The organism is Kiloniellales bacterium, from assembly GCA_030066685.1.
Lineage (GTDB): Bacteria > Pseudomonadota > Alphaproteobacteria > Kiloniellales > JAKSBE01 > JAKSBE01.
In genome coordinates this window covers 82,828-95,797 of sequence record JASJBF010000017.1, presented here as the reverse complement: position 1 = coordinate 95,797, position 12,970 = coordinate 82,828, and the positions used below count along the sequence as shown (strand labels likewise).

Below are 12,970 nucleotides of genomic sequence, written 5' to 3'. Positions count from 1 at the left end.
CTGGCTCAGGCCTCGCCGCCGCGGACCAGGGCGATGTCCCGGGCCGCCGCCCAGGCCTGCAGGTCCTCGCGCTTCAGAGCCGCGGCCATTAGGTCGGGGAAGAGGTCGGGAGTGCAGGCGAAGACCGGGCTGTCCAGGGCGGCCAGCTTCTGACTCAGCTCCTCGTCGTAGGAGGGCTTGCCGTCGTCGCTGAGCGCCAGCAGGGTGATCACGTTGACCCCGCTGGCGATCAGGCCGGCGGCCCGTTCGACCATCTCGGCCGCGTTGCCGCCCTCGAAGAGGTCGGTGATCAGGACCAGATGCGCCTTGGTGGGCTGCCGGACCAGGGTCTCGCAGTAGGCCAGGGCCTGGTTGATGTCGGTACCGCCGCCCAGCTGGACGCCGAAGAGCACCTCGACCGGGTCGGCGAGCTGCTCGGTCAGATCGATCACCGCGGTGTCGAAGACCACCAGCTTGGTATCCAGCGCCGGCATGGAGCCCATGACCGCCGCGAAGATCGAGGAGTAGACGACGGAGCTGGCCATGGAGCCGGACTGGTCGACGCAGAGGATGATCTCCTCCAGGTCGCTCAGGCGCTTCGACTTGCGCCCGAAGCCGATCAGCTTCTCGGGGACGACGGTCCGGTAGTCCGGCTGGTAATGGCGCAGGTTGGCGCGGATCGTCGTCGGCCAGTCGATGTCGGAGAAGCGCGGGCGGAAGGTGCGCTGCGAGCGGTTGAGGGCGCCGCGCAGCGTCTCGGTCGTCTTCTGCTCCAGCCGCTTCATGAGTTCCTGGACCACCTTCTCGACGACCTGGCGCGCCGTCTCCTTGGACTTCTTCGGCATGGCCGAGCCCAGGCTGATCAGGTCGGCGACCAGGTGGACGTCGGCCTCCATCGCGGCCAGGAATTCCGGCTCCAGCAGCATCTGCTTCAGGCCCAGGCGGTCGAAGGCGTCGCGCTGGATGACCTGGACCACCGGCGCGGGGAAGAACTCCCGGATGTCGCCGAGCCAGCGGGCGACCCGGGGCGCCGAGCCGCCGAGCCCGCCCCGCCGGCTCTTGCTCGTGGCGCCCTGGCCGCTGCCGCCGCCGTAGAGCATCTTCAGCGCCTGGTCGAGGCGGACGTCCCGCGCCGAGAGGCCGAAGCCCGCCGGATCCTCGTCCTCGTTGCCGAAGGCCAGGCGCCAGCGCCGCCAGCGTTCGTCGGGAGTCCCCTTGTCGTCGGTCATGGGCGCAGTCCCAGGATCGTCTGCAGCAGCGGCAGGGCGCGTTCGAAGGCCTCGTCGACCTGCGGCGCCGCGGGCCCGGCGGCCGGGTCGAGGCGGCGCTCCGGGCGCGGTCCCTCTCGAACCAAAGTCAGCAGATGGCGTCGCTCCATCGCGTCGAAGCCGCCGAAGGTCCGGCGCAGCATGGGCAAGAGGTTGGTGAAATTCTCATCCGGCAGGGCCAGCAGCCAGTCGTCGATCACGGCGAAGAGCGCGGGGTCGTGGAGCAGGAGCTGCCCGGCGTCGGCCAGGAAGCCCTCGAGCCAGGCGCCGGCGTCCCGCGGTCCCAGGGCGGGCGAAAGGGCCCGGGAGAGCTGGCCCGATGTCGCCTCGCTGTCCAGCGACCCCTGGTCGTAGAGCCGCCGCGTGGCGAAGCCCTTGAGCAGCGGCGCGGCCGCGTCGTCCTCGGCGAGGCGCAGCAGCGCGCGCTGCCAATCGTTCTGCAGGCGATCGTCCTCGAGCAGCTGGATGGCCCGGTCGAAGGCACCGCAGCGCCGGAGCATCTCGGCCGCGGCCTCCTCCTCCAGCTGATGGCAGGCGTAGGCCAGGCCGACGAAGATCTCCTCGGTGAGGCTGGTCACCAGGAGCCGGAGCTCCCGCTCCGGGATCCGGCGCGCGGTGCCGTAGCGCAGGATGTCGGCCAGCGGCGGCGCCGCCTCCAGAAGCGGCGCGACCTCGCCGGTCTCGGCCGCCGAGACCTGCAGGGTCTCGATGCAGTCCCGTGCCGCCTCCGGCAGGTCGGCGACCAGGCAGTCGTGGACCAGGCCGGCGAGCTCGGAGAGCGCCGCCGCGTCCTCGGCCCGTCCGCGCGCGGCGTTGCCCGCCGCCTGCTGGATGGTCGTGCCCCAGATCATCGCCTCGACCAGCCGGACCGAGAACTCGGGCTCCCACTGCAGCTGCCAGCGCTCGCGGAAAGTGCCCCGACTGCGGCCGGCGTCGAGCAGCTGGCCCCAGGGCACCGCGATCAGCTTGAGCCGGTGCAGCAGGGAGGACTTCAGCAGTCCGGCCTCGCTGCGCAGGTCCAGCGCGACCTCCTGCTCCAGGGCCTCGGGCTTCAGGCGCAGGCGCTTCTGCCAGCGTTGCAGGTCGGCTTGGAGCGGGATCTGCGGCACGCCCTCGGCGATCTCGCCGACCTCGTTGCCGATCACCAGCCGCCGTTCGATCAGCATCATCGGCGCGGTCTGGCCGAAGCAGATTGCCGCCAGGCTTGCGTCCTGCATTTCCGAGAGCCCCGGCACGGCGAGCTCGCGTAGGGCGGCCAGGCTGGTCGAAAGCCGGGCCGCCTCGATCACCGAGGCCGGCGCCACGACCTGGCCTTCGCGGCGCAGCAGCTCCGCGACCCGGGTCTGCCAGCGAGCGGCCAGGCCTTGAAGGTCCGGACGCTCGGCCGGCCCGAGGCGCTGCAGCTCGGCCCAGATGTGCCGGTACCAGCCGGGCGAGCGCACGCCGGCGCCATAGCCCGAGGCAACGGCGAGGCGGGAATCGGTCCAGGGGACCCAGGTGACGGTGACCTTGGTCTTGGCCAGCCCCTTCAGGAGCGCGCGATCCTCGTTGGCCTTGGACGCGCGGCGCAGGGCCGGGACGTGCCAGGCACCGACCACGACCGCAATCGGGCCGCTGAAGTCCTTCAGCGCCTTGCCGATCGCCAGGCGCATCTGCGCCTCGCGGCGGTCTTCCCAAAGGCTTTCGTCGGCCGGCGCCTCGGTTTCACCGACCGCGTCCTCGCGCAGCGCGGTCATGGCGGACTCGATCGCCGCGAAGAGCTCCGGGGCCGGCGCGCCCTGTTCGATCAGGTTGTTCCACCAGGCCTCGCTGTCGTCGTAGCCGGCGGCCGCGGCCAGGTGGGCCAGGGGATCGCCCCTCAGCCCCCGGTGACGGCCTGTTTCCGCCTCGGGCTCCTTGGCTGGGCCGTCTTCCGGATCTCGAGGCTCTTCGGCCGCCTGTTTGGCAGCGGCTTCCTCGGCGGCGAGTCGATAGGTCGAGGGCAGGTCGATGAAGCGCAGCGGCCGCCGCCGCTCGAGCGCCCAGAGCAGGGCGCGCCACTCCGGCGAGAACTCCGCGAAGGGAAAGAAGCTGGCAAGGGTCGGATCGCTCTCGGCATAGACCAGCAGCGCCAGCGGCGGCCGCATGGCGGGCGCGCGGGCGAAGTCGATCACCGCTTCGGCCTCCGACGGGCCTTCCACCAGCACAGCTTCCGGGTTCAGGGCCTCCAGCGCCTGCTGCAGGCTGCGGGCGCAGCCCGGGCCGTGATGGCGGATGCCGAAGAGGTGGACCCGGTCGTCCAAGGCTAGATGACCTCGCGGATCGCGCCATAGAGGTCGCGCCAGTCCTTGCGCTCGCGGACCACGGTCTCGAGGTACTCCTGCAGGACGATGGAATCCTGCACCGGGTCCTTGACGATGGCGCCGACGAGGTTGGCGGCCAGGCTGCTGGCGTCGATCGCGCCGGCGCCGAAATGCCCGGCCTCGGACCAGGCGCCGATGGTCACCGCGATGGCCTCGGCGGTGCTCAAGGTGCTGCTCGGCGTCTTCAGCTTCAGCTTCCCGTTCAGGGTCTGGCCGTCGCGCAGCTCCCGGAAGATCGTGACCACGCGCTCGATCTCCTTGTCCGCCGGCGCGATTTCGGGCAGCTCAAGGCCGCTGCCCAACTCGCGCACGCGCTTGACCACGATCGCGGCCTCTTCCTCCATGTCGTCCGGGAGCGGCAGGACCACGACGTTGAAGCGCCGCTTCAGGGCCGAGGAGAGCTCGTTCACGCCCTTGTCGCGGTTGTTCGCGGTGCCGATGATGTTGAAGCCGCGCTCGGCGAAGACCGCTGTGTTGAGCTCGGGGATGGGCAAGGTCTTCTCGGAGAGCACGGTGATCAGGGTGTCCTGGACGTCGGAGCCCATGCGGGTCAGCTCCTCCAGGCGCACGATCTTGCCCGCCTCCATGCCACGCATCAGCGGCGTCGCCACCAGGGCCTCGCGCGACGGCCCCTTGGCCAGGAGCTGGGCGTAGTTCCAGCCGTAACGGATCTGGTTCTCGTCGGTCCCGGCGGTGCACTGGATCAGAAGCTGGGAATCGCCGGAGACCGCGGCGGCCATGTGCTCGGAGACCCAGGACTTCGCGGTGCCCGGCAGGCCGAGCAAAAGGAGGGCGCGGTCGGTCGCCAGGGTGGCAACCGCGGTCTCGATCAGGCGCCGGTTGCCGACATACTTTGCCGTGATCTCGGTTCCGTCCTTCAGCTTGCCGCCCATCAGATAGGTGACCACGGCCTGGGGCGACAGCCGCCAGCTCGCCGGGCGCGGGTTGTCGTCGGCCTTGTCCAGGGCCTCCAGCTCCTCGGCGAAGACGGTCTCGGCGGGGCGTCGCAACTGGGTCTCCGACATCTCCGATCACACTCCTGGTTTCTTGAAGTCCAAGGGCTGTTCCCTCGATTCGGCCGGTCCCGCCGCGTCCAGCGCCGCAAGGAAAGCGGCGTAGGCGGCGGCCGGGTCGTGGCGCGGCAAGGTCAGACCGTCGAGGTCGGCGAGCAGCCGAGGCCCGAGCGCCGGCGGCAGCAGCGGGACGATGGCCGCCAGCAGCGGGTCGCCAAGGCCGCCATCGGGCTGCTTTTGCAGGTGCCCGAGATGCTGCCGCCAGGCCGGCGAGGCGATCAGCTCGTCAGCGATGTCCCGGGGCAGGGCATCGTCCAAGGCGGCCTGGACAGCTTCCCAAACGCCTGCCGGCGGCAATCCGTCCCAGCGCGCCCGGGCGAAAAGCAAGCGGATGACCTCGGCCTGCTCGGCCTTGGCCCGGCGCCAGAGTGTCTCGTCCAGGGCCTCGAGTGCGAGCTGGAGCTCCAGGTCCGGGATCGCCGCCGCCAGCTGCGACAGCGCGTCCAGATCGCCTTCGGCCAGGGCGCAGGACAGCAGGGCATAGGCCAGCGGTTCTTGGGTTTTCGCCAGGAGCTCCAGAAGCTGCTCGAAGCTCAGCTCCAGGCCACGGCAGAGATCCGACAGCCAGATACCGGAGAACGAAGCCCGCAGGGCGCCGCCTTGATCGATTCCGCGCTTGGTCACGGGCAGCTTCACCGTCAGCGTTTCGCGCCGCTTCAGCAGTCCCTTCTTGACGGCGAAAAGCTCCAGAACCTGGCTCAGGCGCTCTTCGTAGGCGGTCGTGCCGCGGATGTGCGCCAGCAGATCCTGCGCCCGTTCCTTGACCGTCCGCGCGCGGTCCTTGTTCAGGCTTTCGAGGAAGGGCCGGTCGGCGTCGCTCAGGCCGATCTGCAGGGTCTCGACCAGATCGGCGCGCAGACTCGCCGCTTCGCCCGCGAAACAGGATTCGATGAGACCTCGTGCCGTCTCGGGCGCCGTCGAGCGGAGGTCGCGCAGGAAGCGCAGGCGCGCAGCTCGCGGGAAGTCGGTCCAGGTCTCGGCGTCGATCGGCCGGTCGAGAAGGGGCTCTTCCGGCCCGACCTGATCAGTGCGGAGCAGCCGGAGATAGGCCCGTTCGGCCGGACCCAAGCGATCCTCGTGACGGCGAAGCGTGCCGGCCAGCCTGGGCAGGTCGAAGGGATGCAGGCGGTAGCCGGTGTCGCGCAGTCGGTCGAAGACCGCCCTAAGGATCAGGTCGTCCTGGCCCTGCTGCCGGTTCAGGAGAAGCCGGCCCAGGGCGGCGCGCGCGGCTTCCGGCAGGGTCGGCCGCGGATCGTCGATCGGAAGCTGCCGGGACTCGCGGTGCTCGAGAGGCCGCTGCGTCGGCGGCAGGAAGCGCGCGTACTGGGCCATCAGCGCCAGCAGGGCGAGCGGTTCCGCCTCCCCGCCCTCGGCCGTCAGCGCCCTCGTGGCCTTCCTCTTGGGCAAGGGGTGGCGGGACAGGCCGAGGATGCAGGCCCGCTTCAGGCTTTCCAGATCCTCGGCCGTGAAGACCTCCGACATCCTCGCCCTCTTCTAGGCCTGCAGCCAACGGCCGATGGGGGTATCGGCCGTCAAGAGATGAAGGAAACGGCCGTCCCAGAGCCCGGCGACCGCCAGACCGTCGAGGCCGAGGAGCGGCAGGGTTTCCTCCCGCTGGCTGGGGTCGAGGCGCAGGAAGACCTCCTGGTTCCGATCGGCGAGAAACAGTTCGTCGCGGCCACCCGCCACGACAAGGGTCTCCGCCGCGGCGATGGGCGACACGGTCAGCCAGGGCTGGCGGGCCAGCGCTTCGAAATGGTGCTTGATCGCGTCCGGCAGGCGGCGCGGCGGCTCGGGCCAGGCTCCGTCCTCCTCGCCCTGTCCGCGTTCGGCGATCACGGCGCGCAGGGGAGCCGCGGAGGGATAGAAGACCAGCTCGGCCTCGAAGCTCTCACCGGGGGTGAAGGGGGCCGCCGCCGCGCCCGCCGAGAGCGGGACGAAGTCCATCAGGACTGCAAACTCGGGCCTGCCGTCGGAGGCCGCCGCCTCCGATGCGGGCGCCCGCCACATCCAGGTCTCGATCCGCCGCAGGTTGTCGGCCTGGTTCTCCGAGCGGGTCGCCAGGACGAACCAGCGCCCCTTCGCGCGCGGCGCCTCGGGGTCGCCCAGCAGGTCCTCCCGCCGCGTCGACCAGCCAATCAGGCGGCGCACGTCGTCGCGAAGCTCTCGAGGCAATGCCTCCTGATTTCGATAGGCCTGGCTCAGAAGGTAGAGCCCGCCCAGACGCTCGATCAGGAAATCGTGGCGAAGCTCTTCCGGCAGGGCGAAGAGGGCGGCGGGAAGCTGATCGAGGGCGCTCGCGATCCCGGAGGCCTTCGCGTCGACCAGGCGCTGTGCGGCAAGGCGGCATTGCTGCACAGCCGTTTGGGCGAAGGCGGCGATGCCCCGGTCCAGTTGGTCGGCGATCCAGCGGTCCAGCTCATCCAGGCCATGGCGGATGCTTTCCTCGCGCTTGCGCTTTTGCCGTTCGCGCTGAGCCGCGGCCCGGGCCTCGTCCTTCGCCGTCTTCTCGGGATCTTTCTCTTCCTTGCGTGCCGCGCGCAGGCTGGCCTTTCCACTTGTGCCCGCTTCCGCGGGCCCGGCCTTGCCCGAGGCGGCCTTGGGCCGGCGCCGGCTCAACCAGTCCTCGACCCAGTCAGGCGCGCCGGCGTCCTGGAAGCGGTCTTGCGACTCGGCGTACTGCCACAGAAGGGCCAGCACGTGCTTGCAGGGGAACTTCCGGCTCGGGCAGGAGCAGCGGTAGCCCAGGTCCGAGAGGTCGACCGAAAGCCTGTAGGGGTTGCTGCCGGATCCCTGGCACTCCCCCCACAGCAGGCTGCGCCGGGTCTCGCGGCCGAGAAGCGGCCACTTCGCGGGCTTGATCAGCTTGCTGGCGGCGTTGAGCGACGCCTGATCGGGTGCCAGCTCTTCGACCTTCTTCAAGGAGAAAGACATGCCACCCGGTGCCGTGTCCCTGCCGTCGCTTCGGTGGTAACACGCGGCGCGAGCTCAGTGAACGAGGAATGCGCCGGTGTTTCACCCGCAGATTGAAGTGCCGGCGATCCGGCTACGATTTCGTTGATGTCGGCGCCGTGTCCTTCAGCCGCCCTCGCCGGCGGCCTCCCGACGGCGGCCCAGAAGGCGCCGCAGGTAGGGGGTTAGCGCCGGCAGGACCAGGATCAGGACCGCGATCGCCAGGATCGAGACCGTCAGGGGCCGGGCCCAGAGGAAGGACCAGGAATCGTCGTTGATGCTGAGCGCCCGGCGCAGGTTGTCCTCCATCATGCCGCCCAGGATGAAGCCCAGCAGCATGGGCGCCATCGGGAAGTCGAGCAGCCTGAGCCCGACCGCGGCGACCGCGAAGATGACCATCAGGTGGATGTCGAAGGTGTTGAAGGACACGAAGTAGACCCCGATCAGCGAGAAGAACAGGATCATCGGGATCAGGATGGTCGAGGGGATCGCCAGGATCCGCGCGATGTAGGGGATCAGCGGCAGGTTCAGGATCAGCAGGATCACGTTGCCGATGTACATCGAGATGATCACCGACCAAAAGACGGCCGGGTTGTCGACGAAGAGCCGCGGGCCCGGCTGGATCCCGTAGGAGATCAGCGCGCCCAGCATGATCGCCGTGGTGCCCGAGCCGGGAATGCCAAGGGTCAGCAGCGGCACGAAGGAGCCGGAGCAGGCGGCGTTGTTCGCCGTCTCCGGCGCCGAGAGGCCGCGGATCGAGCCCTTGCCGAACTCGGCGCCCTTCTTCGGCCCGGCCAGGCGCTGCTCCATGCCGTAGGCCAGGAAGCTGGCGATGGTCGCGCCGGCGCCGGGCAGCACGCCGACGAAAAAGCCCAGCACCGAGGAGCGGCCGATCACGGGCACCACCTCCTTGACCTCATCGCGGCTGACCTTCATGGAGCCGAGGTTCTGCTGGGCCTCCATCTCGCGCCGCCGATCGGCATCGGACTTGGGCTTGAGGACCGACATCAGGGCCTCGGAGAGGGCGAAGGTCGCCATCGCCAGCAGCAGGAAGGAGATGCCGTCGATCAGGTCCAGCATGCCGAGGGTGAAGCGCTGCATGCCGACCGCCGCATCGGTCCCGACCGTCGACAGCATGAGGCCCAGCACGGTCATCAACAAAGCCTTGGTGATGTTGCCCTTGCCGGCGAAGGCGGCGACCGCGGTCAGGCCCAGGACCATCAGCGCGAAGTAGTCGGCCGACTGGAAGGCGAGCGAGACGATGGCCAGCGAGGGCGCTGCGATCAGCAGGAAGACCGCCGCGATGCTGCCGCCCGCGAAGGAGGAATAGGCGGCGACCGCCAGGGCCTTGCCGGCCTCGCCCCGCCGGGCCATGGGATAGCCGTCGAAGGCGGTCGCGACCGTGCCGGCGACTCCCGGCGCGTTGATCAGGATCGAGGAGGTCGAGCCGCCGAAGATGGCGCCGTAGTAGACCCCTGCCATGAGGATGAGCCCGGTCGCCGGATCGAAGCCGTAGGTGATCGGGATCATCAGGGCGATGGCCGAGATCGGTCCCAATCCCGGCAGCATGCCGATGAAGGTCCCGACGAAGCAGCCGACCGCCACCATCAGGATGTTCAGCGGCGAGGCTGCGGTCTGCAGGCCGGTCAGGATGCCTTCAAGCATCGCCCGCTCCCGCCAGGAACTCGGGCCAGGGCTCGATGAAGACGCCCAGCAGCTGGGTCATCAGGACCCAGAAGAAAACGACCACCGGGACCGAGGCGAGGAGGATCAGCCACCAGCGCCGCTCACCCAGGATGACAAAGCCGCCGGCCAGGAACAGGGTCGTCGAGATCAGGAACCCCAGGGGCCGGACCGCGAAGCCGTAGACTACCATCAGGGCGCAGACCAGAAGGGCCGCCCGCCATTGAAAGCCGGCAAGCGAAGGGCCTTCCGACTCGCCCGGCCTCAACAGCAGCAACAGCGACAGCAGGACCCCCAGCCCGGTTAGGACCTCGGGCATGGTGCGCGCCGTCATGGCCGCTTCCGCCTGGAAGGGCAGCACCGGGATCTGAAAGGTCAGGAAGCCATAGGCCGCCGAGAAGGCTAGCAGCAGGAGGGCGCCGATCCGGTCGCGGCTCAGCATGATCTGGAGGTCTCTCCGGAGCGTGGCGGGGACGCCGCGGCGGCGGCGCCCCCCTGTTCGGTCATGCAATCAAAGGAAGCCGAGTTCCTTCATCAGGTCGCCGATCACCTTTTCCTGGTCCTCCAGGAAGGCAACGAACTTGGCGTCCGGGTTGAAGATGTTGACCCAGCCGTTGCGGGCGCGGACGGCCTCCCACTCCGGGGTGGTGTACATCTTCTCCAGGGCCGCCACGAAGGCCTGCTTCCTCTCGTCGGACAGGCCCGGCGCGCCGAAGAAACCGCGCCAGTTGACGAACTGAGCGTCCGCGCCTTCCTCCTTACAGGTCGGCACGTCCGGTGCGTCCTTCAGACGCTCGGCCGCGGTCACGCAGAGGATCCGGACCTGGCCCTGCTTGGACATCTCGGCCGCTTCGCCGAAGCCGGTGGACAGCGCCTGGATCTCCTTGGACAGCAGGCCGGCCATGGCCTTGCCGCCGGCGTCGTAGGGAATGTACTTGACCTTGGTCGGCTGGGCCCCGGCCGCCTTCATGATCATGGCCGCGACGATGTGGTCCATGCCGCCAGCCACCGAGCCGCCGCCGATCGCCACCTTCTTCGGGTCCGCCTTGTAGCGGGCGACCAGGTCGCCGAAGTCCTTGATGTCGGACTCCGTGTTGACCACGAAGGCGGCGTAGTCGCCGATGGTCCCGGCGATCGGCGTCAGGTCGCGGAAGGACTGGGGGAAGACCTTCTGCAGCGAGCGGATGACGATCGGCGTCGAATTGACCATCAGGGTGCCCTGCTGCTTCTTGGCGGTCTCGATCAGGTGTGCGATGGCCTTGCCGCCGCCGCCGCCCGACATGTTCTCGAAGGAGGCCTTGCCGACGATGCCGGCCTTGGTCAGGGCCTCGCCGGTGCCGCGCGCCGTGCCGTCCCAGCCGCCGCCGGCGCCGCCGGGAATCAGGAAGTGGATCGACTCGATGTCGGCGGCCTGGCCCGGGCCGGCCAGACCGAGGCCCAGGACCAGGGGCAGCGCCAGAAAGACGCGGCGAGTCGTTCGTCCAGAAAGCATTTCGGTGACCTCCCTTAAGGATCTGTCTTTTCTGTCGTTGCTTGGCCTATAGACCAGCATCTGGACCGTCGTAGGTCCAGCGATATTCGGGCGGGGTCGGCCCCTTGTTGCGGCCGCCTTGCTGCATCTGTTCCCAGGCGTGGGCCAGGATTCCGACCGAGCGGGACAAGCAGAACAGTCCTCGGGCCAGGGGCGGCGGGCAGCCGAGCTCGGCGAAGATCACCGCCGTGGCGCCGTCGATGTTCATCGGCACCGGCTTGCCCTTCTCGGCCCGCAGGGCGGCCTCGATGGCCCGCCCGATCTCGGCGAAACGGCCCGCCACCACCCCGCCGGCGGCGGCCTCGTCGACCAGCGCCAGCAGGCGTGGGGCCCGTGGGTCGACCGGGGTGTGGAAGCGGTGACCGAAGCCGGGGACGAAGCGGCCCCGCGCGGCGCGCCAGGCCGCCAGCTCGGCAGCGACGGCGGCTTCGAGGACCTCGCCCCGGTCGAGCCGGCCGGCGATGGCGCCGTAGAGCTCCACCGCCTGTTCGCCGGCGCCGCCGTGAACGTCGCCCAGCATGTTGACCGCGCTGGCCAGGGCGTTGTTCAGGTCCAGGCCGCAGGTCACGGCCATGCGTGCCGCGGCGATCGAGGGCGCCTGGGGGCCGTGATCGACCGCCGCGACCAGGGCCGCCTCCAGCAGCTTCGCCTCGCCGTCGTCGGGCACCCGGCCCATGGTCAGCAGCCAGATCATCTGCGGGAAGCTGAGCGTGCCGATCAGGTCTTCGACGGGCCGGCCGCGGAAGGCGATCCGGCCCGGCTCCATGTCGATGATCGCGGTCCGCCACCAGTCGGCGACCGTGGGATCGCGGGTCTCGGGTCCGGTCATATCGCGCCCTCCCTTTGCAGCGCCTCGATCTCCGACTCGCTCAGGCCCAGGGCGCCGTAGACTTCCGCGTTGTCCGCCCCCAGGGTCGGTGGTGGCGCCTCGACCGCGGGCGCGGCGCCGTCGAGCTTGACCCCGGTGCGCAGGACCTGGACCGCGCGCTCCGCGCCCGGCACCGCCTCGAAGCGGGCGATCATGCCGCGTTCGGCGATCTGCGGGTGCTCCAGGATGTCGGGCACCGTGAAGACCGCGCCCGAGGGCACGCCCAGCCGGTTCAGCTCCCGCGCCCAGTCCCGCGCCGGCCTGGCCGCCAGGCTCTCCTCGAGCAAGGATTTCAGCGCGAAGCGATTGGCCTTGCGGTCCTCCCGGGTCCGGTAGTCCGGGTGCGCCAGCAGCTCTTCGCGGCCGAGGTGGCGGCAGAGAATCTCCCACTGCTCCTGCTTGTTGGCGGCGATGTTGAGCAGGCCCTCGGCGGTCTCGAAGGCGCCGGAGGGCGCCGAGGTGACGTTCTCGTTGCCCTGGGGCTGCGGCCGGACGCCGGCGATCAGCCAGTTGGAGACCACCCAGCCCATGGTCGCCAGGGTCGCCTCCAGCATGGAGACGTCGATGAAGGTCCCGCCGCCGGCCGCGCGCCCGTTCAGCGCGGCGGCGATGGCGAAGGCCGCGGTCAGGCCGCCGATGGTATCGCAGATCGGATAGCCGACCCGGTAGGGCGCGGTCTCCGGCGCGCCGGTGATGCTCATCACGCCCGACAGGCCCTGAATGATCTGATCGTAGGCCGGCAGGTCGCGCAGCGGCCCGTCCTGGCCGAAGCCCGAGATCGCGCAGTAGACCAGCCTCGGGTTCTCCGCCTTCAGGACCTCGTAGCCGACCTCCAGGCGCGCCATCACGCCGGGGCGGAAGTTCTCGACCAGGACGTCCGCGCTGCGGACCAGGCGCTTCAGCAAAGCCTTGCCCGCCGCGTTCTTCAGGTTGAGGGTGACCGACTTCTTGCCGGCGTTCTGCGCCAGGAAGGAGACCCCCATCAAGCTGTCGTTCAACTCCGGGTCGGCGCCCAGCTGCCGGGCAAGGTCGCCGCGCCCCGGCACCTCGACCTTGATCACCTCGGCGCCCAGGTGGGCCAGCTGGTGGCAGCAGAAGGGACCCGCCAGGACATTGGTCAGATCGAGGACCCGGATGCCATCGAGCGGCCTTTCCATGCTGCGACCTCCCCTGCGAGCCGTTGCGCCGGCACCAGAGCCGCCGCGACGCCCGAAGCTGACCGCGCCCGCCCCCGGCCGTCAACTCTCCGCCGGGGTCTTCGCCCGCCGATTGTC

The 12,970-nt window shown here is 69.9% G+C and carries 10 protein-coding genes; all 10 read right to left on the bottom strand.

Annotated features, from left to right (window positions below):
* Window positions 1-5: 5 nt before the first annotated feature.
* On the bottom strand, window positions 6-1,208 hold the full coding sequence (locus tag QNJ30_11140) for a VWA domain-containing protein (GenBank protein ID MDJ0944015.1): 1,203 nt from the start codon (window positions 1,206-1,208) through the stop codon (window positions 6-8).
* Complete coding sequence (locus QNJ30_11135; protein ID MDJ0944014.1) at window positions 1,205-3,529, bottom strand: DUF5682 family protein; 2,325 nt, start codon at window positions 3,527-3,529, stop codon at window positions 1,205-1,207. Before QNJ30_11135 ends, QNJ30_11140 begins: the two co-directional genes overlap by 4 nt.
* A gap of 2 nt (window positions 3,530-3,531) precedes the next feature.
* Window positions 3,532-4,614, bottom strand: a complete 1,083-nt coding sequence (locus QNJ30_11130; GenBank protein ID MDJ0944013.1) for an AAA family ATPase — start codon at window positions 4,612-4,614, stop codon at window positions 3,532-3,534.
* Between the two features lie 6 nt (window positions 4,615-4,620).
* Window positions 4,621-6,144, bottom strand: coding sequence for a DUF5691 domain-containing protein (locus QNJ30_11125; protein MDJ0944012.1), 1,524 nt, complete (start codon window positions 6,142-6,144; stop codon window positions 4,621-4,623).
* Between the two features lie 12 nt (window positions 6,145-6,156).
* Entirely contained in the window at window positions 6,157-7,584 is a 1,428-nt protein-coding gene (locus QNJ30_11120) for an SWIM zinc finger family protein (protein ID MDJ0944011.1), read from the bottom strand.
* Window positions 7,585-7,740: 156 nt separating this feature from the next.
* Entirely contained in the window at window positions 7,741-9,279 is a 1,539-nt protein-coding gene (locus QNJ30_11115; GenBank protein MDJ0944010.1) for a tripartite tricarboxylate transporter permease, read from the bottom strand.
* Window positions 9,272-9,739 carry a tripartite tricarboxylate transporter TctB family protein gene (locus QNJ30_11110; protein MDJ0944009.1) on the bottom strand — a complete coding sequence of 156 codons (468 nt, stop codon included), beginning with the start codon at window positions 9,737-9,739 and terminating at the stop codon, window positions 9,272-9,274. Before QNJ30_11110 ends, QNJ30_11115 begins: the two co-directional genes overlap by 8 nt.
* 69 nt (window positions 9,740-9,808) lie before the next feature.
* On the bottom strand, window positions 9,809-10,789 hold the full coding sequence (locus QNJ30_11105; protein MDJ0944008.1) for a tripartite tricarboxylate transporter substrate-binding protein: 981 nt from the start codon (window positions 10,787-10,789) through the stop codon (window positions 9,809-9,811).
* A 46-nt stretch (window positions 10,790-10,835) separates the two neighbouring features.
* A complete protein-coding gene (locus QNJ30_11100) occupies window positions 10,836-11,657 on the bottom strand; it encodes a citryl-CoA lyase (protein MDJ0944007.1) in 822 nt (273 codons plus the stop codon).
* Window positions 11,654-12,853 (bottom strand): CoA transferase, encoded by a 1,200-nt coding sequence (locus QNJ30_11095; GenBank protein MDJ0944006.1) that lies wholly within the window; start codon window positions 12,851-12,853, stop codon window positions 11,654-11,656. The genes QNJ30_11100 and QNJ30_11095 overlap by 4 nt, the downstream gene beginning before the upstream one ends.
* Window positions 12,854-12,970 lie beyond the last annotated feature (117 nt).